Annotated in this window: 20 protein-coding genes; 17 read left to right on the top strand and 3 right to left on the bottom strand. The window is 72.9% G+C overall.

The features are described 5' to 3' along the window. Nucleotides 1–49: 49 nt before the first annotated feature. From ACFYNX_RS22540 to thrS, 3 genes are all read left to right on the top strand, one after another. Entirely contained in the window at nt 50–616 is a 567-nt protein-coding gene (locus ACFYNX_RS22540) for a DUF4365 domain-containing protein (RefSeq protein WP_356548406.1), read from the top strand. After that, the gene (locus ACFYNX_RS22535; RefSeq protein ID WP_388663596.1) at nt 616–2,052 is read left to right on the top strand and encodes a hypothetical protein; all 1,437 of its coding nucleotides are present in this window, start codon (nt 616–618) and stop codon (nt 2,050–2,052) included. The genes ACFYNX_RS22540 and ACFYNX_RS22535 overlap by 1 nt, the downstream gene beginning before the upstream one ends. A 140-nt stretch (nt 2,053–2,192) precedes the next feature. Continuing rightward, the gene (gene thrS / locus ACFYNX_RS22530; protein WP_365539918.1) at nt 2,193–4,178 is read left to right on the top strand and encodes a threonine--tRNA ligase; all 1,986 of its coding nucleotides are present in this window, start codon (nt 2,193–2,195) and stop codon (nt 4,176–4,178) included. Between the two features lie 23 nt (nt 4,179–4,201). Here the strand turns inward: thrS and ACFYNX_RS22525 are convergent, their stop codons facing one another. Further along, nucleotides 4,202–4,897: a potassium channel family protein gene (locus ACFYNX_RS22525; protein ID WP_388663594.1), complete on the bottom strand. Its 696-nt coding sequence runs from the start codon at nt 4,895–4,897 to the stop codon at nt 4,202–4,204. Between the two features lie 65 nt (nt 4,898–4,962). Here ACFYNX_RS22525 and ACFYNX_RS22520 point away from each other — a divergent pair, with 65 nt between their 5' ends. Continuing rightward, entirely contained in the window at nt 4,963–5,526 is a 564-nt protein-coding gene (locus ACFYNX_RS22520) for an HIT domain-containing protein (protein ID WP_125667736.1), read from the top strand. 69 nt (nt 5,527–5,595) lie between these two features. Here ACFYNX_RS22520 and ACFYNX_RS22515 read toward each other — a convergent pair whose 3' ends face one another. Next, nucleotides 5,596–7,236 carry a hypothetical protein gene (locus tag ACFYNX_RS22515; RefSeq protein WP_365540148.1) on the bottom strand — a complete coding sequence of 547 codons (1,641 nt, stop codon included), beginning with the start codon at nt 7,234–7,236 and terminating at the stop codon, nt 5,596–5,598. Nucleotides 7,237–7,429: 193 nt separating this feature from the next. Then, a complete protein-coding gene (locus ACFYNX_RS22510) occupies nt 7,430–9,682 on the bottom strand; it encodes an elongation factor G-like protein EF-G2 (RefSeq protein WP_388663592.1) in 2,253 nt (750 codons plus the stop codon). A 342-nt stretch (nt 9,683–10,024) separates the two neighbouring features. Here ACFYNX_RS22510 and pgsA point away from each other — a divergent pair, with 342 nt between their 5' ends. The 13 genes from pgsA to secD all read left to right on the top strand — a co-directional run bounded on the left by pgsA (nt 10,025) and on the right by secD (nt 21,732). Continuing rightward, nucleotides 10,025–10,687, top strand: coding sequence for a phosphatidylinositol phosphate synthase (pgsA, locus tag ACFYNX_RS22505; RefSeq protein ID WP_366377597.1), 663 nt, complete (start codon nt 10,025–10,027; stop codon nt 10,685–10,687). Beyond that, the gene (locus ACFYNX_RS22500) at nt 10,684–11,718 is read left to right on the top strand and encodes a phosphatidylinositol mannoside acyltransferase (RefSeq protein WP_388663589.1); all 1,035 of its coding nucleotides are present in this window, start codon (nt 10,684–10,686) and stop codon (nt 11,716–11,718) included. The genes pgsA and ACFYNX_RS22500 overlap by 4 nt, the downstream gene beginning before the upstream one ends. Then, nucleotides 11,715–12,869, top strand: a complete 1,155-nt coding sequence (locus ACFYNX_RS22495; protein ID WP_388663587.1) for a glycosyltransferase family 4 protein — start codon at nt 11,715–11,717, stop codon at nt 12,867–12,869. The genes ACFYNX_RS22500 and ACFYNX_RS22495 overlap by 4 nt, the downstream gene beginning before the upstream one ends. Nucleotides 12,870–13,083: 214 nt before the next feature. Continuing rightward, a complete protein-coding gene (locus ACFYNX_RS22490) occupies nt 13,084–13,725 on the top strand; it encodes an N-acyl homoserine lactonase family protein (RefSeq protein WP_388663585.1) in 642 nt (213 codons plus the stop codon). An 11-nt stretch (nt 13,726–13,736) separates the two neighbouring features. Continuing rightward, entirely contained in the window at nt 13,737–14,279 is a 543-nt protein-coding gene (locus tag ACFYNX_RS22485; RefSeq protein ID WP_125659606.1) for a hypothetical protein, read from the top strand. A gap of 115 nt (nt 14,280–14,394) precedes the next feature. Continuing rightward, the gene (pdxS, locus tag ACFYNX_RS22480; protein WP_121831719.1) at nt 14,395–15,309 is read left to right on the top strand and encodes a pyridoxal 5'-phosphate synthase lyase subunit PdxS; all 915 of its coding nucleotides are present in this window, start codon (nt 14,395–14,397) and stop codon (nt 15,307–15,309) included. A gap of 6 nt (nt 15,310–15,315) precedes the next feature. Further along, nucleotides 15,316–15,909 carry a pyridoxal 5'-phosphate synthase glutaminase subunit PdxT gene (pdxT, locus tag ACFYNX_RS22475; protein WP_356549003.1) on the top strand — a complete coding sequence of 198 codons (594 nt, stop codon included), beginning with the start codon at nt 15,316–15,318 and terminating at the stop codon, nt 15,907–15,909. Between the two features lie 62 nt (nt 15,910–15,971). Then, nucleotides 15,972–16,724, top strand: coding sequence for a YebC/PmpR family DNA-binding transcriptional regulator (locus ACFYNX_RS22470; protein WP_365539911.1), 753 nt, complete (start codon nt 15,972–15,974; stop codon nt 16,722–16,724). A gap of 108 nt (nt 16,725–16,832) precedes the next feature. Then, on the top strand, nt 16,833–17,399 hold the full coding sequence (gene ruvC / locus ACFYNX_RS22465) for a crossover junction endodeoxyribonuclease RuvC (RefSeq protein ID WP_125659616.1): 567 nt from the start codon (nt 16,833–16,835) through the stop codon (nt 17,397–17,399). Next, nucleotides 17,396–18,025, top strand: coding sequence for a Holliday junction branch migration protein RuvA (ruvA, locus tag ACFYNX_RS22460; protein WP_365539909.1), 630 nt, complete (start codon nt 17,396–17,398; stop codon nt 18,023–18,025). The genes ruvC and ruvA overlap by 4 nt, the downstream gene beginning before the upstream one ends. A 50-nt stretch (nt 18,026–18,075) precedes the next feature. After that, nucleotides 18,076–19,176, top strand: coding sequence for a Holliday junction branch migration DNA helicase RuvB (ruvB, locus tag ACFYNX_RS22455; protein ID WP_388663581.1), 1,101 nt, complete (start codon nt 18,076–18,078; stop codon nt 19,174–19,176). 165 nt (nt 19,177–19,341) lie between these two features. After that, nucleotides 19,342–19,812, top strand: coding sequence for a preprotein translocase subunit YajC (gene yajC, locus ACFYNX_RS22450; RefSeq protein ID WP_365539907.1), 471 nt, complete (start codon nt 19,342–19,344; stop codon nt 19,810–19,812). Between the two features lie 144 nt (nt 19,813–19,956). Beyond that, nucleotides 19,957–21,732 (top strand): protein translocase subunit SecD, encoded by a 1,776-nt coding sequence (secD, locus tag ACFYNX_RS22445; protein ID WP_388663579.1) that lies wholly within the window; start codon nt 19,957–19,959, stop codon nt 21,730–21,732.

The following is a 21,732-nucleotide window of genomic DNA, read 5'->3' as shown; positions in this document are numbered from 1 at the left end:
CGCCGTACGCGGACCGGTCACAACAGAAGGGACGGGGAAGGAAGAAGACATGGCGCTCGCCCAGCCCGAGTCGGGAGGGCTGCCGCCCCAGCGGGCAGCACCGACGCGCGGCTCACTCGCCACCACCGCCTGCATGGAGACCCTCCAGGTGGGATACCTGCACGCCGTCGCGGCCGCGGCGGGCTGCTCGCTGTCCCAGCCCTTTCCGGACAACGGCATCGACTGGCACGTGAGCCACAGCGCTCCCGGCCACACCGTCGACGACGAGGTGACCATCAAGGTGCAGCTCAAGTGCACCTACCAGATACCGCCGCGCCCGCAGGGGAGCGCGTTCTCCTTCACCCTGGACAACGACCACCTGGTGAAGCTCGCCCGGACCCCCGTGTCCGTGCACAAGATCCTGGTCGTGATGCTCGTCCCGAGGTCGCGCGACGACTGGCTGAGGGCGGGTCACGACCGGCTCGACCTGCGGCACTGCTGCTACTGGACCAACCTGGCCGGACACCCGGTCACGGGACGGCGCCGGACCACCGTGCGCATCCCGACGACGCGGATCTTCGACGACCGGGCGCTCTGCGAGATCATGACCCGGGTCGGGGTGGGAGGGAGACCTTGATGCACCGACCGATCGACGACCCCGGATTCGAGGGAGAGGGGGACGGTGCCGGGTACGGCCCCGTCCCCCCGCCCTACCGGCCCCACCCGGCCCCCGGCGACCCCTCGGGACCCCGGGGCGACGCTTCCGGGCCCCTACGCGACGTCCCCGAGCTCCGGGACGACGTCTCCGGATCCCGGGGCGACGTCTCCGGATCCCGGGGCGATGCCCCCGGGCCCCGGAACGGCGCCCCCGCGCCCCGGTCCGGGATCCCCGGTCCGTCCGCCGGGCCCTGGGCCGGCGCCCACGACGCGCCCGACCCCGGCCGCGTCGACCCCCGGGTCCTCGGTGCCCTGCTCGCCCGCCACGGCTGGCGGCGGCGCGGCGGGGCGGCCGGCCGCTACAGCCGCTGGACCCCGCCCGGCACCGGCACCGGCACGAGCCTCCTCGTCCCCGAGAGCCGCGCCTTCCCGGACTGCGAGGACCTGCTCGGCGAGGCCCTCGCCGCCCTCGCCCGCAGCGCCACGCCCTCCGCCCACGAGGTCCTCACCGGCCTCGCCGTGCCCAGCGACGAGATCCGCTGGTGGCGCGACGTGCCCCCCGGCCCCGCCGGCACCGTCCCCTGGACCGTGCGGGAACAGCTCGGATCGGCCGCCCGCCAGTTCCTCCTCGCCGGGGCGCTCGCCGTGCGCGGCCGGGCCGGCTACTACGGCGCCCGGCACCGGCGCCCCGCCCAGGCCTCCCTGGAGAGCGTCCTCGTCGGCGCGTCCCCCGACGGGCGCGGCCTCACCGCCTTCCTGCCCGCCGACCCGGGCCGCCCGATCGCCGTCCGGCTCTACCACGCCCTCCACGCGGCCCGCGAGGCCGTCGACTACCGCCGGGCCACCGGCGGCACCGAGGCCTTCGACGCCGCCGTCGAGGCGGGCGTCAGCCGCGAGCTCACCGAGGCCCTCGTCGCCCTCGTCCGGGGCACCGAGGGCGCCCGCGTCGCCCTGGAGTGGGCCCCGGCCGCCGGACCGCCCGAGGGGTGCGCCGCCCGGCCCGAACCGGTCGAGTTCTCCCCCGGCGACCTGCCCGCCCTGCGCGAGGCGAGCGCCCGCTACCGGACCGGCGAGCCCTCCGTACCGGTCCGCCTCACCGGCGCCGTCGTCCGCATGCGCCGCTCCGGGCCCCGGGGCGCGGGCACCGTCCGGCTCCGCGTCCTCGGCGGGGCCGAGGTCCCGCACGTCCGCGTCACCCTCGACGAGGAGGCGTACCGCACCGCCGGCCACGCCCATCTCGTCGGACTGCCGATCCGGGTCTCCGGCCGGCTGGAGAGCCGGGGCGGCTTCCGGCGCCTCACCGACGCCTCCGAGGTCGTCCCCGTCCAGGTCGACGAGACGGAGCGGGACCGCCTGATGAAGGCGCTCCACGAGAACCTCGACTTCTTCGAGGAGGCCTGCGGGCCGGAGGACTGAGGCCGGACCGGGCCCGGAAACGCCGAGGACGGGCGTCCGGCGGAGCCCGTAAGATCGACGGTGCGCGGCACCTCGTCTCTGTCGCGCACCGTTGGCGCCGGCACCTCGTGTCTGCCGGTGCCCCAATGTATGGAGCACCAGTGTCTGATGTCCGTGTGACCGTCCAGTCCGCCTCGGAAGCAGAGGAGAGGGCGGTGAGCGCGGGCACCACCGCCGGCGCCCTGTTCGCTGACGACCGTACGATCGTCGCCGCCCGCGTCGGCGGTGAGCTCAAGGACCTGTCGTACGAGCTCGCCGACGGCGACGTCGTCGAGGGCGTCGAGATCTCCTCCCCGGACGGTCTCGACATCCTGCGCCACTCGACCGCCCACGTCATGGCCCAGGCCGTGCAGGAGCTCTTCCCCGAGGCCAAGCTGGGCATCGGCCCGCCGGTCCGGGACGGCTTCTACTACGACTTCGACGTCGACCGGCCCTTCACTCCCGAGGACCTCAAGGTCATCGAGAAGAAGATGCAGGAGATCCAGAAGCGCGGGCAGCGCTTCGCCCGCCGCGTGGTGACCGACGAGGCCGCCCGCGAGGAACTGGCCGACGAGCCGTACAAGCTGGAGCTCATCGGCATCAAGGGCTCCGCGGCTGTGGAGGACGGCGCCGACGGCGCGAACGTCGAGGTGGGCGGCGGCGAGCTGACCATCTACGACAACCTCGACGCCAAGACCGGCGAGCTGTGCTGGAAGGACCTCTGCCGCGGCCCGCACCTGCCGACCACCCGGAACATCCCGGCGTTCAAGCTGATGCGGAACGCGGCCGCCTACTGGCGCGGCAGCGAGAAGAACCCGATGCTCCAGCGCATCTACGGGACCGCCTGGCCGTCCAAGGACGAGCTGAAGGCGCACCTGGACTTCCTCGCCGAGGCCGAGAAGCGCGACCACCGCAAGCTGGGCAACGAGCTCGACCTCTTCTCCGTCCCGGACGAGATCGGCTCCGGCCTCGCGGTCTTCCACCCCAAGGGCGGCATCATCCGCCGGGTCATGGAGGACTACTCGCGCAAGCGGCACGAGGAGGAGGGCTACGAGTTCGTCTACTCGCCGCACGCCACCAAGGGCAAGCTGTTCGAGAAGTCCGGCCACCTGGACTGGTACGCCGAGGGCATGTACCCCCCCATGCAGCTCGACGAGGGCGTGGACTACTACCTCAAGCCCATGAACTGCCCGATGCACAACCTGATCTTCGACGCGCGCGGCCGCTCCTACCGCGAACTGCCGCTGCGCCTGTTCGAGTTCGGCACGGTGTACCGGTACGAGAAGTCCGGCGTCGTCCACGGTCTGACCCGGGCCCGCGGCTTCACCCAGGACGACGCGCACATCTACTGCACCCGCGAGCAGATGGCGGACGAGCTGGACCGGACCCTCACCTTCGTCCTGAACCTGCTCCGCGACTACGGTCTGACCGACTTCTACCTGGAGCTGTCCACCAAGGACCCGGAGAAGTTCGTCGGCTCGGACGAGGCGTGGGAGGAGGCCACCGCGGTCCTCCAGCAGGTCGCCGAGAAGCAGGGCCTCCCGCTGACCCCCGACCCGGGCGGCGCCGCGTTCTACGGCCCGAAGATCTCGGTGCAGGCGCGGGACGCCATCGGCCGCACCTGGCAGATGTCGACCGTGCAGCTCGACTTCAACCTGCCGGAGCGCTTCGACCTGGAGTACACCGCGCCGGACGGCACCAAGCAGCGCCCGGTCATGATCCACCGCGCGCTGTTCGGCTCGATCGAGCGCTTCTTCGCGGTGCTCCTGGAGCACTACGCGGGTGCGATGCCGCCGTGGCTGGCGCCCGTGCAGGCGGCCGGCATCCCGATCGGCGACTCGCACGTCGAGTACCTCCAGGACTTCGCGGCCGAGGCGAAGAAGCTGGGCCTGCGGGTCGACGTGGACGCGTCCTCGGACCGGATGCAGAAGAAGATCAGGACCTGGCAGAAGCAGAAGGTTCCGTTCATGATCATCGTCGGTGACGACGACATGGCGGCCGGCACCGTCTCCTTCCGCTACCGCGACGGCTCGCAGGAGAACGGCATCCCGCGTGACGCGGCGCTGGCGAAGCTCGTCGACGTGGTGGAGAGCCGCGTCCAGGTGTGACGCGGTCCCCGCGCGAGCGGGGGTCAGGCCCCCGGGGAATCCCCCGGGGGCCTTTCCGCGTCCGCCCGCTTCTCGTCCTCCCGCGTGAACGCCTGGATCAGCCAGGACGAGAACGAACCCGTCACCGCCCCCAGCAGCGCGAGGCCGCAGGCCATCAGGCCCACCGCCGTCACCCGGCCGACCGGGGTCACCGGGGACACGTCCCCGTACCCCACCGTCGCCAGCGTCGCGCAGGTCCACCACACCGAGTCGCCGAAGGTGACGATCGTGGCCCCGGGGGCGTCCACCTCGTGGTGGTAGACCGTGAGCGACCCCGCGAAGCCGAGCAGGGAGACGCTGAGGCCCGAGTAGACCATCACGCGCCCGTAGAGGCTGAGCCTCGGACCGTGGCGGCGCTGGACCCGCCCGTACAGGTTCACCATCCGCAGCGGCCGCAGCAGGGGGAGGACCACGACCAGGGTGTCGAGGGGGTGGGCGCGCGGGAAGCGGTGCGGGGCGAGGCCGCTCAGCCGGAGCCGGACCAGGTAGTCCACGACGAAGAGGGTCCAGGAGCCGAGGGTGACCGCCAGACAGGCGTCGTGCCAGACCTGCGGGAGGTCGCGGGCGAGGACGTGGACGGCGTAGGCACCGAGGAAGGCGAAGGAGGCCACCGCGAGCGGGACCTCCATGCGGCGGTCCCAGTGCTCCTGCCGGGACGGTGTCGGTGGCCTGTCGCTCATCGCACCAGCATGGACGGCGGACGGATCCCTCGCCCCGGCGACACGTTCCGAACGGACGACGCAATATGCTGCACGACATGACGACTGAGCCGGAGCAGCAGATCGGAGTGGGGACGCAGGACGCGTTCCAGCGCCTGTGGACGCCTCACCGGATGGCGTACATCCAGGGCGAGAACAAGCCGACCGGGCCGGGTGCCGAGGACGGCTGTCCGTTCTGCTCGATCCCGTCGAAGTCGGACGAGGACGGCCTGGTGATCGCGCGCGGCGAGAGCGTGTACGCGGTCCTCAACCTGTATCCGTACAACGGCGGTCACCTCATGGTCGTCCCCTACCGGCACGTCGCCGACTACACGGACCTGGACGCGGCGGAGACGGCGGAGCTGGGCGACTTCACGAAGCGGGCGATGGTGGCGCTGCGGGCGGCCTCCGGCGCGCACGGCTTCAACATCGGCATGAACCAGGGCGCGGTGGCGGGCGCCGGCATCGCCGCGCACCTGCACCAGCACGTGGTGCCGCGCTGGGGCGGGGACACCAACTTCATGCCGGTCGTCGGACACACGAAGGTGCTGCCGCAGTTGCTCGCGGACACCCGCGGGATGCTGGCCGACGCCTGGCCGGCCGGGGTCTGATCCGTACGCGCGCGAGGATTCGGCCCCGTACGGAATCGGGGGCCGGGTCCTCGCCCGCGTACGGGCCGGTCAGGCGTCGTAGACGTCGGCCTTCCGGGGGCTCGCCTCCTGGACGCCGCCGCTGAGGGCGAGCGAGCGGTTGGTGAAGCGCTCGGTGTCGACGTTGTGCTCGTCGAGGACCTTGATGGTGGCGTTGTGGACGGCGCGCAGCACCGGGGTCGCCATGCGGATGGCGTCGTCGGCCATGAAGCGGTTCTTCCAGAGCGGCCCGGCCCAGACGTGCCGCAGGCCGAAGGGCTCCGGCAGGACGAGCTTGCCGCCGAGGAACTCCAGGACCGGCGGGAACCAGGTGAGCGGGGCGCGGACGGCCATCCGGACGATGTCGTGGGTCTCGGTCAGCCGCAGTTTGATCTCGCGGGTCTCCCAGAAGCGGACGGACTTGGAGACCACCTTCGTCTTCGCCGCGGGCTTGCCGCTGAAGAGGCCGTGGACGGGGCCGAGGGCGTGGCCGGTGACCTCGACGCGGAGCGTGTGGTGGAGCGAGGTCACGGTGACCATCATGGTGAGGACGAGGTTCCCGTCCCACAGGGTGAACTGCACGCCCAGGTAGTGGCGGTTGCCCGCGCCGAACTGCTGCTCGTTGCAGATGCGCTGTATCTCGTGGGGCTTCACCTGGTAGTGGACGATGTTGTCGCCCTCGGGGCGGGTGACGGAGTCGGCGCCCTCGCCCACCGGGACGACGATCCAGTGCTTCACCGTCGGCTTGGGGAAGCCGCTCTTGAGCGAGCCGCGCTCCAGGAGGGTGAGCTGCTCGTGGATCTTGCGGACGACGTCCCAGGTGCGGAAGTCGTGGATCTCCTTGCCGGCCTGGGGGACGAGCTCCTCGGCGAGCGTCCAACTGCCCCAGCGGGTGCCCAGGCCGAGTATGCCCTTGGGGCCGGCGTAGAACACGACGTTCGACTGCTGCTCGGCGGAGAGCTTCTCCAGGTTCTGGCGGAGCTCCTCGGCGGCCTTCTCGCCGGGGTCGCGGGGGGCCGCCTCGGGGATCTTGGCACCGATCCCGCCGCCGCCGAGCAGGGCGCTCCAGCGCTCGCGCAGCTCGACGGCGGTCCGCTCGCAGACGCGGCGGGCGAGGAACCAGCCGACGACCGGGGCCACCAGCATGAGGCGCAGATAGGTCGGCAGGACTCCGGCGAAGGGCAGTTTGAACATCACGAGCAGGGCGAGGAACCCGGCGGCGGCGAGCACGGCGTTGCCGAGGAGGCCGGTGCTCCTGTTCGAGGAGCCGGTGGTGAACCGGCGGAGCTGGATGACGGCGAGCCAGAGCAGCAGGCCGGGCAGGAAGAGGACCGCGCAGACGAGGGTGATCAGGGTCAGCTTCACGTCCCGCTGCTTGCGGATGCGGTTGGCGGCGAGGCAGTGCACCACGACCGGCTGGGGCTCCACGCCGAAGGACTGGATGAGCGTGCCGCGGGCCCCGCCGAGCATCCGCGTCTGGACGGCGTGGGAGAAGGCCTCGCCGAGGTCGGGGTGGAAGAGCCTGTGCAATCGCCCCTGGGTGACCTTCGTCTTGTACAGCTCGTTGTCGGCCTCCGTGATCTTGTCGACCGGGTCGTCGCGGTACGCGGCGGAGGCGAGGGCGTGGGTCGCCGCCGTCTGTCCGTCCGAGCCCTGGAGGGGGACCTGCGCCCCGAGACCGAAACCGTCCATCGTCACTGCCGCCCCCATCGCGCCGAGTCCCTGTGCGGGCTGTTTCCCAACTGCGGTGCCCCGCACACCTTCTGAGCTGGGCGCCCCAGCGTAACCGGGTACCGCCCGGCGCGTCACCGGAGTGCGGGGGGACGGCCGAATGCCGCCCGCCCCGCGACCGCGGAACGGGCGGCTCCGGCCGTCGGACCGTCAACTAGGAGCTCCTTCCGGCCCCTTGCCGGACCTTCTCGGCCAGGTGGGGCGGCATCGGCTCGTGCCGGGCGTACGTGCGGTCGAACCGTCCGGTGCCGTGCGACACGGACCGCAGGTCGACCGCGTACCGCACGATCTCGGTCTCCGGGACCTCGGCCCGCACGAGGGTCCGCCCGGGGCCCGCCCGGTCGGTGCCGACGACGCGGCCGCGCCGCCCGGACAGGTCGCTCATGACCGGGCCGACGTACTCGTCGGGGACGAGGACCTCGATCTCGTCCACCGGTTCCAGGAGGCGGACGGGGACGTCGGCGGCCGCCTCGCGCAGCGCGAGGGCGCCGGCCGTCTGGAAGGCGGCGTCGGAGGAGTCGACGGAGTGGGCCTTGCCGTCGCGCAGGGTGACCCGGACGTCGACGAGCGGATGGCCGGTGGCGATCCCGCGCGCGGCCTGGGCCCGTACGCCCTTCTCGACGGAGGAGACGAAGGGGCGCGGGACCGCGCCGCCGACCACCTTGTCGACGAACTCGACGCCGCTGCCCGGCGGCAGCGGCTCCACGTCGATCTCGCAGATGGCGTACTGGCCGTGGCCGCCGGACTGCTTGACGTGCCGGCCCCGGCCCGAGGAGGCGCCGCCGAAGGTCTCGCGCAGCGCCACCTCGTACGGCACGGCGTCGACCCGCACGCCGTGGCGCTCGCGGAGGCGTTCCAGGGCGACGTCCTGGTGGGCCTCGCCCAGGCACCACAGGACCATCTGCCGGGTGTCCGGGTTCTGTTCGAGCCGCAGGGCCGGGTCCTCGGCGACCAGCCGGGCGAGGCCCTGGGAGAGGCGGTCCTCGTCGGCCTTGCCGTGGGCCCGGACGGCGAGCGGCAGCAACGGCTCCGGCAGGGTCCACGGTTCCATCAGGAGCGGGTCGTCCTTGGCGGAGACGGTGTCGCCGGTCTCCGCGTGCCCGAGGCGGGCGACGCAGGCGAGGTCCCCGGCGACGCAGTGCGCCACGGGACGCTGCTGCTTGCCGAAGGGGGAGGTGAGCCCGCCGATCCGGTCGTCGGCCTCGTGCGGGTCCCGCTCGCGGGGATCCCGCACGTCGGGGTCCGCGCCCGGTTCCGTCCCGTGCGCCTCCGTGAGGCCGTGGCCGCAGACGTGGACGGTCTCGTCGGGGCGCAGGGTGCCGGAGAAGACCCGGACCAGGGAGATCCGGCCCACGTAGGGGTCGGCGGCGGTCTTGACGACCTCGGCGACCAGGGGCCCGTCGGGGTCGCAGACGACCGGGGGCCGGGGCCGGCCGTCGGGGGTGGTGACGGCGCGCGGCCCGTGCTCCAGGGGGGAGGGGAAGCCGCGGGTGATCAGCTCCAGGAGTTCGACGGTGCCGAGGCCCTGGGTGCCGCCCTCGGCGGCGGGGGCGGCCGCGAGGACCGGGTGGAAGGCGCCCCGGGCGACGGCCTTCTCCAGGTCGTCGACGAGGGTCTCCGGGGCGATCGGCTCGCCGCCGAGGTAGCGCTCCATGAGCGTCTCGTCCTCGCTCTCGGCGATGATCCCCTCGATGAGCCGGGCGCGGGCCTCCGCGATCAGGTCCCGCCGGCCCTCGTCGGGCGGCTCCTCCTGCCGCGCCCCCGTGGAGTAGTCGAGGATCCGTTCCGTGAGCAGGCCGACCAGGCCGGTCACGGGCGCGTGCCCGTCGGCGCCCTCGGGGCCGTGCACGGGCAGGTGGAGGGGGAGGACGGCGTCCGGGTCGTCGCGGCCGAAGAGCCCGGCGCAGACCTCGGTCAGCTCCGTGAAGCCGGTGCGGGCGGTGTCGAGGTGGGTGACGACGACGGCGCGGGGCATGCCGACGGCGGCGCACTCCTCCCAGATCGCGCGCGTGGAGGCGGCGACGGCGTCGGCCTCCTGGGCGGCCGAGACGACGAAGAGGGCCGCGTCCGCCGCGCGCAGACCGGCCCTCAGCTCCCCGACGAAGTCGGCGTACCCGGGGGTGTCGATCAGATTTACCTTGTACCCGTCCCAGCCGACCGGGACGACCGAGAGCTGGACGGAGCGGTGGCGGCGCTGCTCGATCTCGTCGTGGTCCGAGACCGTGCCGCCGTCCTCGACGCGTCCGGCCCGGTTGAGCGCGCCCGCGGTCTGCGCGAGGGCCTCGACGAGCGTCGTCTTGCCCGATCCGCTGTGGCCGACCAGCACCACGTTCCGTATGTCCGAGGGCCGGTCGGCCGTCGGAGCCCTGCCGGCGGCCCCGGCGGGTGTCTTCGCCCTGTCACCCATGACGTGTTCCTCCCGACTGCTCGCACGGTGCGGCGGGACGCGGGCGCGGGGGAGCGGTGTGTCGCGGTGGTGCGGCTTCCGCGGTGCCCGCGGTGCCTTGCGGTGGTCCTTCGAGCTTGGCACCGACACCGGGGCGCGGCCATCCGTGCGGGGCGCGGCGCCCGCCCGGTACGCGGAGTCCACCGGACCCCGGGGCCCGTCCGGCCGCGGTCCGCCGGACGGCCCCCGGGGGACGCCGACGCGGCGGGGCGGGTACCCGCCGGTAGCCGGGCGCGCGCGTGGCTACGATGGGCGGGCCGGTGGTCGTAGGGGCCGCGCGGCCCACCGAACCTCGGGAAGGCCATGCTGAACAAGTACGCGCGTGCCTTTTTCACGCGTGTCCTCACACCGTTCGCCGCGTTTCTGCTCCGCAGGGGCGTCAGCCCCGACGCGGTCACGCTCATCGGCACGGCGGGGGTGATGGCCGGTGCGCTGGTCTTCTTCCCCCGCGGCGAGTTCTTCTGGGGCACGATCGTCATCACCCTGTTCGTCTTCTCCGACCTCGTCGACGGCAACATGGCCCGGCAGGCGGGGATCTCCAGCCGCTGGGGCGCCTTCCTCGACTCGACGCTCGACCGGGTCGCGGACGGCGCGATCTTCGGCGGCTTCGCGCTCTGGTACGCGGGCAAGGGCGACGACAACGTGATGTGCGCCGTGTCGATCTTCTGCCTGGCGAGCGGTCAGGTCGTCTCGTACACCAAGGCCCGCGGCGAGTCGATCGGCCTGCCGGTCGCCGTCAACGGCCTGGTCGAGCGCGCCGAACGCCTCGTCATCTCGCTCGTGGCCGCCGGACTCGCCGGGCTGCACGCCTTCGGCGTCCCCGGCATCCAGGTGCTGCTGCCGATCGCGCTGTGGATCGTGGCCGCCGGCAGCGCGGTCACCCTGGGGCAGCGGGTGGTCACCGTACGGCGGGAGTCGGCCGAGGCGGACGCCGCCGCGGCCGGGGGGAGCGGGGCGGCGTCGTGAGCGACCTCAGGGACCGGCTCAGCGACGGCCTGTACGGGCTCGGCTGGGCGACCGTGAAGAGGCTGCCCGAACCGGTGGCCGCGGGCCTCGGCCGACGGATCGCCGACGTCGCGTGGAAGCGGCGCGGCAAGAGCGTCCTGCGCCTGGAGTCCAACCTCGCGCGCGTGGTGCCGGACGCCACGCCCGAGCGGCTCGCCGAGCTGTCGAGGGCCGGCATGCGCTCGTACATGCGGTACTGGATGGAGTCCTTCCGGCTGCCGACCTGGAGCAAGGAGCGGGTCGAGCGCGGGATAGACATCAAGGACATCCACTATCTGAAGGAGGGCCTCGCCTCCGGGCGCGGGGTCGTCCTGGCCCTGCCGCACCTGGCCAACTGGGACCTCGCGGGCGTGTGGGCGACCCGCGTGCTCGGCCTGCCGTTCACCACGGTCGCGGAGCGGCTGAAGCCGGAGTCGCTGTACGACCGGTTCGTCGCCTACCGCGAGTCCCTGGGCATGGAGGTCGTGCCGCACACCGGCGGCTCCGCCTTCGGCAGGCTGGCGCGGCGGCTGCGGGCCGGCGGCCTGGTCTGCCTGGTCGCGGACCGGGACCTGTCGGCCTCCGGCACCGAGGTCACGTTCTTCGGGGAGACCGCGCGGATGCCGGCGGGTCCGGCGATACTCGCCCAGCAGACGGGCGCCCTGCTGCTGCCGGTGACGCTCTGGTACGACGACACGCCGGTCATGAAGGGCCGGGTCCACCCGCCGGTGGAGGTGCCCGGGACGGGTACGCGGGCGGAGAAGGCGGCCGTCATGACCCAGGCCCTCGCCGACGCCTTCGCCGAGGGCATCGCGGACCATCCGGAGGACTGGCACATGCTGCAACGGCTGTGGCTCGCGGACCTGGAGGACCGGGAGCCCGACGAGCGGGGCGCGGCGGGACAGGGCGCGGGGGAGCAGGGTCCCGGCGTGCGGGTCCCGGAGGAGCGGGGCGCGGCGGGGCGGGCCCTCGGCGAGCGGGCCCCGGAGCGGAGAGAGGGCGGGACGGCGTGAGGATCGGGATCGTCTGCCCGTACTCCTGGGACGTGCCGGGCGGCGTCCAGTTCCACATCCGCGACCTCGCCGAGCACCTGATCCGGCTCGGCCACGAGGTCTCCGTCCTGGCCCCGGCCGACGACGAGACCCCGCTGCCGCCGTACGTGGTCTCGGCCGGGCGGGCCGTCCCCGTGCCGTACAACGGTTCGGTGGCCCGGCTCAACTTCGGCTTCCTGTCGGCCGCGCGGGTGCGCCGCTGGCTGCACGACAACGCCTTCGACGTCGTCCACATCCACGAGCCGACCTCGCCGTCGCTCGGGCTGCTCACCTGCTGGGCGGCGCAGGGGCCGATCGTGGCCACCTTCCACACCTCGAACCCGCGCTCGCGGGCGATGATCGCCGCGTACCCGATCCTCCAGCCCGCCCTGGAGAAGATCAGCGCGCGGATCGCCGTGAGCGAGTACGCGCGGCGCACGCTCGTCGAGCACCTCGGCGGCGACGCCGTCGTCATCCCCAACGGCGTCGACGTGGACTTCTTCGCCCGCGCCGAGCCGAAGAAGGAGTGGCAGGGCGAGACCCTCGGCTTCATCGGCCGGATCGACGAGCCCCGCAAGGGCCTGCCCGTCCTCATGAAGGCCCTGCCCCGCATCCTCACCGAGCGGCCCGGGGCGCGGCTCCTGGTCGCCGGGCGCGGCGACGAGGAGGAGGCGGTCGCCTCGCTGCCGGCCGGGATGCGCTCCCGGGTGGAGTTCCTCGGCATGGTCAGCGACGAGGACAAGGCGCGGCTGCTGCGCAGCGTCGACGTGTACGTGGCGCCCAACACCGGCGGCGAGAGCTTCGGCATCATCCTCGTCGAGGCGATGTCGGCCGGCGCGCCGGTGCTCGCCGCCGACCTGGACGCCTTCGCGCAGGTCCTCGACCAGGGCGGCGCGGGCGAACTCTTCGCCAACGAGGACGCCGACGCCCTCGCGGACGCGGCGATCCGCCTCCTGGGCGACGAGGAGCGCCGCGCGGAGCTGAGCACCCGCGGCTCGGCCCACGTCCGCCGCTTCGACTGGTCCACCGTCGGCGCGGACGTCCTCGCCGTCTACGAGACCGTCACGGACGGCGCGGCGGCCGTGGACGCGGACGAGAGGGCGGGCGGCCTGCGGGCCCGGCTGGGGCTGTAGGGGCCGGGCTTCCGCGCCGCACACGCGCGTGGGGGCTGCCCGGCCGTGCGGCGCTCCACCCGGACGGGTCTTCGCGCCATGCGCGCGAGGGCCGCCTCCACGTCCGTGAGGCGGGACCCGGGGCCGTGCGGAGAGGCCGGTGGCAGCGGGAGCGGAGCCGTACGCCCCCGGCTGAATCCCTCCGCCCGCCGGGGCCGGGGCGCACCCTGGGGCGATGGACACGATCACCGTGCACCGGCTCGACCTCGGGCACTTCACCCGCCCCGCCGAGGAGTGGGGCGGGCCCCACGCGCGCGTGGAGCCCGTCTTCGGCTACCTCGTGCGGCACGCGCGCGGGGCGCTCCTCCTCGACACCGGCATGGGCACCGGCTCGCCCGAGACCGACGCCCACTACCGGCCGGTCCGCAGACCGCTCACCGTCGGCCCCGCCGACGTGGACGCCGTCGTCAACTGCCACCTGCACTTCGACCACATCGGCGGCAACCAGCGCTTCCCCGGCACCCCCGTCCTCGTCCAGCGCACCGAACTCGCCCTCGCCCGGGCCGGCGGGCACACCATCGACTCGCTCCTGCCCGGCGTCCGGTACGAGGAACTGGACGGCGAACACGAGATCGCGCCCGGCGTCCTCGTCGTGCCCACGCCCGGCCACACCGAGGGGCACCAGTCGCTGTTCCTCGACCACGGCGACCGCGTGACCGTCCTCGCGGGCCAGGCGTACGACTTCGCGGCCGGGTTCGGGACCCCGTACCGCCCCTGGCTCGGCCGGCTCGCCGAACTGGCCGCCGGCCGCCCGGCCCGTGTCCTGTTCTCCCACGACCACGCCGTTCGGGAAGGCGTGCTGCCACCGCCCCGGTAGCCTGTGCGCCCGTGACCGAAACCCTGATCTGGACCGTCGTCGCGCTGATCGTCATCGGCGTCTACCTGAGCTGGACCGCCGGGCGGCTCGACCGGCTGCACTCGCGCATCGACGCCGCGCGCGCGGCCCTGGACGCGCAGTTGCTGCGCCGGGCCTCGGTCACCCAGGAGCTGGCCACCTCCGGGGTCCTCGACCCGGCTGCCTCGATCGTCCTCTACGAGGCCGCGCACGCCGCCCGGCAGGCCGAGGAGGACCAGCGGGAGGTCGCCGAGAGCGAGCTCAGCCAGGCGCTGCGGGCCGTCTTCGGCGAGCCCGAGCAGATGGAGCTCGTACGGGAGGCCCCCGGCGGCGAGGAGGCCGCGGGAGAACTCGCGCAGGCCGTGCGCCGGGTGCCGATGGCCCGCCGCTTCCACAACGACGCCGTACGGGCCGCCCGCGCCCTGCGCCGCCACCGCACGGTCCGCTGGCTCCGGCTCGCGGGCCACGCCCCCTTCCCGCTGGCCTTCGAAATGGACGACGAGCCGCCGGTGGCCCTTGCCGATCGCCCGGCTTGATCCTTTCGACCTGCGAAAACGAGCCACCGGGTCCACATTGGCCCTTGCCGTGGCCCGCGGGTGGACTGTTTCCTCGTCTCTGTCGTCAACCGCCGTTGTCACCAGTGAGGTATCCGTGTCCACCACGCCTTCCACCCCCTCCTCGTCCCCCGAGACCGGCACCGCGCGCGTGAAGCGCGGCATGGCCGAGCAGCTCAAGGGCGGCGTGATCATGGACGTGGTCAACGCCGAGCAGGCGAAGATCGCCGAGGACGCCGGCGCCGTGGCCGTCATGGCCCTGGAGCGGGTCCCCGCGGACATCCGCAAGGACGGCGGCGTGGCCCGCATGTCCGACCCGAACATGATCGAGGAGATCATCGGCGCGGTCTCCATCCCGGTGATGGCCAAGTCCCGCATCGGCCACTTCGTCGAAGCCCAGGTCCTCCAGTCCCTCGGCGTCGACTACATCGACGAGTCCGAGGTCCTCACCCCGGCCGACGAGGTCAACCACTCCGACAAGTGGGCCTTCACGACCCCCTTCGTCTGTGGCGCCACCAACCTGGGCGAGGCCCTGCGCCGCATCGCCGAGGGCGCGGCCATGATCCGCTCCAAGGGCGAGGCCGGCACCGGCAACGTCGTCGAGGCCGTCCGCCACCTGCGCCAGATCAAGAACGAGATCGCCAGGCTGCGCGGCTTCGACAACAACGAGCTGTTCGCCGCCGCCAAGGACCTGCGCGCCCCGTACGAGCTCGTCAAGGAGGTCGCCGAGCTCGGCAAGCTGCCGGTCGTCCTCTTCTCCGCCGGCGGCGTCGCCACCCCCGCCGACGCCGCGCTCATGCGCCAGCTCGGCGCCGAGGGCGTCTTCGTCGGCTCCGGCATCTTCAAGTCGGGCGACCCGGCCAAGCGCGCCGCCGCCATCGTGAAGGCCACCACCTTCTACGACGACCCGAAGGTCATCGCGGACGCCTCCCGCAACCTGGGCGAGGCCATGGTCGGCATCAACTGCGACACCCTCCCCGAGGCCGAGCGCTACGCCAACCGGGGCTGGTAAGCACCGATGAGCAGCACTCCCGTGATAGGTGTCCTGGCCCTCCAGGGCGACGTACGGGAGCACCTGATCGCCCTGGCCGCGGCGGACGCCGTGGCCAGGCCGGTGAGGCGCCCCGAGGAGCTCGCCGAGGTCGACGGCCTGGTCGTTCCCGGTGGTGAGTCCACCACCATCTCCAAGCTGGCCGCGCTCTTCGGCCTCATGGAGCCGCTGCGCGAGCGCATCGCCGCCGGCCTCCCGGTCTACGGCACCTGCGCCGGCCTGATCATGCTCGCCGACAAGATCCTCGACCCGCGCTCGGGCCAGGAGACCTTCGGCGGCATCGACATGATCGTCCGCCGCAACGCCTTCGGCCGGCAGAACGAGTCCTTCGAGGCCGGCGTCACCGTCGCGGGCATCGAGGACGGCCCCGTCGAGGGCGTCTTCATCCGGGCCCCCTGGGTGGAGTCGGTCGGCGCGGACGTCGAGGTCCTCGCCGAGCACGGGGGGCACGTCGTCGCCGTACGGCAGGGCCGGGCGCTCGCGACCTCGTTCCACCCCGAACTCACCGGCGACCACCGCCTCCACGCCCTGTTCGTCGACATGGTGCGCGCGGCGGGCTGATCCGATCCCGGTAGGATCTCTGGGGTTCGTTCAGAAAAGGGTTACGCGAAGGAGACAGGCAGATGTCCGGCCACTCTAAATGGGCTACGACGAAGCACAAGAAGGCCGTGATCGACGCCAAGCGCGGCAAGCTCTTCGCGAAGCTGATCAAGAACATCGAGGTCGCGGCCCGCACGGGCGGCGCCGACCCCGAGGGCAACCCGACCCTCTACGACGCCATCCAGAAGGCGAAGAAGAGCTCGGTCCCCAACAAGAACATCGACTCCGCGGTCAAGCGCGGCGGCGGTCTCGAGGCCGGCGGCGTCGACTACGCCACGATCATGTACGAGGGCTACGGCCCGAACGGCGTCGCGGTGCTCATCGAGTGCCTCACCGACAACCGCAACCGCGCCGCCTCCGACGTGCGCGTGGCCATGACCCGCAACGGCGGCTCCATGGCCGACCCGGGCTCCGTCTCGTACCTGTTCAACCGCAAGGGCGTCGTCGTGCTCCCCAAGGGCGAGCTGACCGAGGACGACGTCCTGGGCGCGGTCCTCGACGCGGGCGCCGAAGAGGTCAACGACCTCGGTGAGTCCTTCGAGGTCGTCAGCGAGGCCACCGACCTGGTCGCGGTCCGCACCGCGCTCCAGGAGGCCGGCATCGACTACGACTCCGCCGACTCCAGCTTCGTCCCGACCATGCAGGTCGAGCTGGACGAGGAGGGCGCGCGCAAGATGTTCAAGCTGATCGACGCGCTGGAGGACAGCGACGACGTGCAGAACGTCTTCGCCAACTTCGACGTCAGCGACGAGGTCATGGCGAAGGTCGACGCCTGACACCTGCTTTCCGCAGCGGGCCGACGGGGACACGCTCCCGTCGGCCCGCTGCGTTGTCGGTGCCAGCCGATAGCCTGCTCAAACAGGAGATCGAAGAGAGGGGGCGACGTGCGCGTACTCGGAGTGGACCCCGGGCTCACCCGGTGCGGCGTCGGCGTCGTCGAGGGCGTCGCCGGACGGCCCCTGACCATGCTCGGCGTCGGCGTGGTGCGGACGCCCGCGGACGCCGACATCGGCATGCGCCTGGTCGGCATCGAGCGGGGCATAGAGGAGTGGATCGACCGCTTCTCGCCCGAACTCGTCGCCGTGGAGCGGGTGTTCAGCCAGCACAACGTACGGACGGTGATGGGCACCGCCCAGGCCAGCGCCGTCGCCATGCTCTGCGCCTCCCGCCGCGGCATCCCCGTCGCCCTGCACACCCCCAGCGAGGTCAAGGCCGCCGTCACCGGCAGCGGCCGCGCCGACAAGGCCCAGGTCGGGACCATGGTGACCCGGCTGCTCCGGCTCGCCGAGCCGCCCAAGCCGGCCGACGCCGCCGACGCCCTCGCCCTCGCCATCTGCCACATCTGGCGGGCCCCCGCCCAGAACCGCCTCCAGCAGGCCGTCGCCGCCCAGAACCGCCTCCAGGAAGCGGCCGCCCGGCACGCGTCCGCAGTGAAAGGCCGAACCCGATGATCGCCTTCGTCAGCGGCCAGGTCGCCGCCCTCGCCCCCACCACGGCCGTCGTCCAGGTCGGCGGCGTGGGCATGGCCCTCCAGTGCACCCCGGCGACCATCGCCGGACTCCGGATCGGCGAGGAGGCCCGGCTCGCCACCTCCCTCGTCGTCCGCGAGGACTCCCTCACCCTGTACGGCTTCGCCGACGACGACGAGCGGCAGGTCTTCGAACTCCTCCAGACCGCCAGCGGCGTCGGCCCCCGCCTCGCCCAGGCCATGCTCGGCGTCCACAGCCCCGACGCTCTGCGCCTCGCCGTCTCCACCGGGGACGAGAAGGCCCTCACGGCCGTCCCCGGCATCGGGAAGAAGGGAGCGCAGAAGCTCCTCCTCGAACTGAAGGACAAGCTCGGCACCCCCCTCGGCAGCAGCGGCCTCGTCGGCGCCCAGCGCGTCGCCTCCGGCCCCGCCCCCTGGACCGAGCAGCTCGCCGCCGCCCTCATCGGCCTCGGCTACGCGAGCCGCGAGGCCGAGGAGGCCGTCGACGCCGTCACCCCGCAGGCCGAGGCCGCCCTCGCCGAGACCGGCACCGCCCCCGTACCGCAGTTGCTCCGGGCCGCCCTGCAGACCCTCAACCGCGCCCGCTGACCACCTCCGACCCCGCCAGGCCGGGCCGTACGAACGAGAAGGCATCCACCGTGAACTGGGACGACGACACCGCCGCCGAGGCACCCGACGCCGAGGCGCGCATCGTCGACGCCGCCGCCGAGGGCGACGACCAGGCCGTCGAGGCGGCCCTGCGCCCCAAGGACCTCAGCGAGTTCGTCGGCCAGGAGAAGGTCCGCCGGCAACTCGACCTGGTCCTCAAGGCCGCCCGGCAGCGCGGCGCCACCGCCGACCACGTCCTGCTCTCCGGCGCCCCCGGCCTCGGCAAGACCACCCTCTCGATGATCATCGCGGCCGAGATGAACGCCCCGATCCGCATCACCTCCGGCCCCGCCATCCAGCACGCCGGCGACCTCGCCGCGATCCTCTCCTCCCTCCAGGAGGGCGAGATCCTCTTCCTCGACGAGATCCACCGGATGTCCCGGCCCGCCGAGGAGATGCTCTACATGGCGATGGAGGACTTCCGCGTCGACGTCATCGTCGGCAAGGGCCCCGGCGCCACCGCCATCCCGCTCGAACTGCCGCCCTTCACCCTCGTCGGCGCGACCACCCGGGCCGGGCTCCTGCCGCCCCCGCTGCGCGACCGCTTCGGCTTCACCGCCCACATGGAGTTCTACGACCCGTCCGAGCTCCAGCGCGTCATCCACCGCTCCGCCGGACTCCTCGACGTCGAGATCGACCCGGCCGGCGCCGCCGAGATCGCCGGACGCTCCCGCGGCACGCCCCGCATCGCCAACCGCCTGCTGCGCCGGGTCCGCGACTACGCCCAGGTCAAGGCGGACGGAGTGATCACCCGGGAGATCTCCGAGGCCGCCCTCAGCGTGTACGAGGTCGACAGCCGCGGCCTCGACCGGCTCGACCGCGCCGTCCTGGAGGCCCTCCTCAAGCTCTTCGGCGGCGGACCGGTCGGCCTGTCCACCCTCGCGGTCGCGGTCGGGGAGGAGCGCGAGACCGTCGAGGAGGTCGCCGAACCCTTCCTCGTGCGCGAGGGCCTGCTGGCCCGCACGCCCCGTGGTCGCGTCGCCACTCCCGCCGCCTGGACCCACCTCGGTCTGGTTCCGCCGCAGGCAGCGGGCCCGGGCGGCGCGGGGAGCGGCGCGGGAACGGGACAACAGGGGCTCTTCGGGGCGTGACGGTGCGGACACTCGCCCGGACCGGAACCGGGGTGCGATGCTGGACGTTGTTCCAGCGATGCGGACTCGCCTAGACTCCGCCGATGCCGCCCTTTCCGGTCGGCGCGCCCACCCCCGAAGATCAGGCCGCGGGTTCTCCGCGACCGTGCGAAGGAAACCCGTCCCGTGAGCATCGTGACCCTCCTCCCCTTCATCGTCCTCATCGGGGCCATGTTCCTGATGACCCGCTCTGCCAAGAAGAAGCAGCAGCAGGCGGCGCAGATGCGTGACGAGATGCAGCCCGGCACCGGCGTACGCACGATCGGGGGGATGTACGCCACCGTCAAGGAGATCTCCGACGAGACCGTTCTCCTCGAGGTCGCCCCGGGCGTGCACGCCGTCTACGCCAAGAACGCGATCGGCGCGGTCCTCCAGGACTCCGAGTACAACCGGATCGTCCACGGCGACGACGACAGCGACGAGGCCTCGGACTCCGGGGCTGTGGTCCCGGACGACGCCTCCTCGCTGACCGGCGCCACCGACGTCACGGCCGAGGACGCGCCCAAGGCCGACCTGACGAAGAAGTCGGACGCGGCCGAGGCCGCGACCGAGGGGGAGAAGGACGGCAAGACCGACGGCGAGACCGACGCGAAGTAATCGCGACCGGGGGACCGCGCGCACGCCCACCGGCGTGCGCGTCCCCCGAACGGTTCCACGTCTGCGGGGGATGGTCCCCACACATACTTCGTGGCCGTCGCGCGCACACCCGTCGCGCGGCGGTTGGACAGGGAGATACGACAGGTGGCAGCACCGAAGAAGGGCCGAAGGCCGGCGGGGGGACAGAGCCGGCCGGGCCGCGCCCTGGCACTCATCCTGATCGCCATGGTCGCGCTCACCGGCGGCATGTTCTGGTCGGGGCACACCACCCCGCGCCTCGGCATCGACCTCGCCGGCGGCACGTCGATCACGCTCAAGGCCAAGGCCGATCCCGGCCAGGAGTCGGCGGTCAACGAGACCAACATGAACACGGCGGTCGGCATCATCGAGCGCCGCGTCAACGGTCTGGGTGTCTCCGAGGCCGAGGTCCAGACGCAGGGCCGCGAGAACATCATCGTGAACATCCCCCGCGGGACGAACGAGAAGCAGGCCCGGGAGCAGGTCGGCACCACGGCCCAGCTCTACTTCCGGCCCGTCCTCGCGGTGACGAACGGCGCGCCCCAGGCGGCGCCGAGCGCCACCCCCTCGGGCTCGGCCTCGCCGAAGCCGTCGGCCACCCCCTCCGCCCCGACCGCGGGCGAGAAGTCGTCGGCCACCCCGTCGGCCACCGCCTCCACCCAGGGCCGCGCGCTCACCGAGGCCCTCAAGGCCCCGAGCCCGACGCCCACCGGCAGCGCCTCGCCCTCGTCCTCCACGACGCCGAAGGCCACCGGAACCCCGCAGGCGACCCCCACGCCCGACCCCGCCACCGCGGCGCTCGAGCAGAAGTTCACCGCCCTGAACTGCCTCGACCCCAAGCAGCGCACCACCGCCGGTCAGGGCGTCAAGCCGGACCAGCCCACCGTGGCCTGCGGCGAGGACTCCCCGGGCCAGTGGTCCAAGTACATCCTCGGCCCGGCCGAGGTGGACGGCCGTGACGTCGACGACGCCAAGGGCGTCTTCGACCAGCAGCGCGGCATGTGGATCGTCACCATGGACTTCACGGACGGGGGATCGAAGAAGTTCCAGTCGATCACCGGCAAGCTGTCGCAGCAGACCGAGCCCCAGAACCGGTTCGCGATCGTCCTCGACGGCGAGGTCGTGTCGGCTCCCTCGGTGCGCCAGACGCTGAGCGCCAGCGCCGAGATCTCCGGCAGCTTCAACCAGCAGTCCGCCCAGGACCTCGGCAACATCCTGTCCTACGGCGCCCTGCCGCTCACCTTCCAGACCCAGAGCGTCGACACCGTCACCGCCGCGCTCGGCGGCGACCAGTTGGAGGCCGGTCTGATCGCCGGCGCCATCGGCCTCGCCCTCGTGATCATCTACCTGGTCGTCTACTACCGCGGCCTGTCGCTGATCGCCATCCTCAGCCTCGGCGTCTCCGCGCTCCTCACCTACGTGATCATGGCCCTGCTCGGCCCGGCCATCGGCTTCGCGCTGAACCTGCCGGCCGTCTGCGGCGCCATCGTCGCCATCGGCATCACCGCGGACTCGTTCATCGTCTACTTCGAGCGCATCCGCGACGAGCTCCGCGAGGGCCGCACGCTCCGCCCGGCCGTCGAGCGCGCCTGGCCGCGCGCCCGCCGCACCATCCTGGTCTCCGACTTCGTGTCGTTCCTGGCCGCGGCCGTGCTCTTCATCGTCACCGTCGGCAAGGTCCAGGGCTTCGCGTTCACGCTCGGCCTGACCACCCTGCTCGACATCGTCGTGGTATTCCTCTTCACCAAGCCGGTCATGACGCTGCTCGCGCGGACCACGTTCTTCGGCAACGGCCACCCGTGGTCCGGCCTGGACCCGAAGCGCCTCGGCGCCAAGCCGCCGCTGCGCCGCACCCGCCGCACCACCGCCCCCGCCGGCCCTGTCGACCCGAAGGAGGCGTGA

It is taken from the genome of Streptomyces sp. NPDC007872 (assembly GCF_042868165.1).
Lineage (GTDB): Bacteria > Actinomycetota > Actinomycetes > Streptomycetales > Streptomycetaceae > Streptomyces.
The sequence above is the reverse complement of the archived record's forward strand: the minus strand, read 5'-3'. Positions and strand labels throughout refer to the sequence as shown.

Bases quoted from the DNA above. Each gene is read 5' to 3' on its own strand.
- ACFYNX_RS22540 (WP_356548406.1), top strand. From the start codon at position 50: ATGGCGCTCGCCCAGCCCGAGTCGGGAGGGCTGCCGCCCCAGCGGGCA.
- ACFYNX_RS22535 (WP_388663596.1), top strand. From the start codon at position 616: ATGCACCGACCGATCGACGACCCCGGATTCGAGGGAGAGGGGGACGGT.
- ACFYNX_RS22525 (WP_388663594.1), bottom strand. From the start codon at position 4,897: ATGAGCGACAGGCCACCGACACCGTCCCGGCAGGAGCACTGGGACCGC.
- ACFYNX_RS22520 (WP_125667736.1), top strand. From the start codon at position 4,963: ATGCTGCACGACATGACGACTGAGCCGGAGCAGCAGATCGGAGTGGGG.
- ACFYNX_RS22515 (WP_365540148.1), bottom strand. From the start codon at position 7,236: ATGGACGGTTTCGGTCTCGGGGCGCAGGTCCCCCTCCAGGGCTCGGAC.
- ACFYNX_RS22510 (WP_388663592.1), bottom strand. From the start codon at position 9,682: ATGGGTGACAGGGCGAAGACACCCGCCGGGGCCGCCGGCAGGGCTCCG.
- pgsA (WP_366377597.1), top strand. From the start codon at position 10,025: ATGCTGAACAAGTACGCGCGTGCCTTTTTCACGCGTGTCCTCACACCG.
- ACFYNX_RS22490 (WP_388663585.1), top strand. From the start codon at position 13,084: ATGGACACGATCACCGTGCACCGGCTCGACCTCGGGCACTTCACCCGC.
- pdxT (WP_356549003.1), top strand. From the start codon at position 15,316: ATGAGCAGCACTCCCGTGATAGGTGTCCTGGCCCTCCAGGGCGACGTA.
- ACFYNX_RS22470 (WP_365539911.1), top strand. From the start codon at position 15,972: ATGTCCGGCCACTCTAAATGGGCTACGACGAAGCACAAGAAGGCCGTG.
- ruvA (WP_365539909.1), top strand. From the start codon at position 17,396: ATGATCGCCTTCGTCAGCGGCCAGGTCGCCGCCCTCGCCCCCACCACG.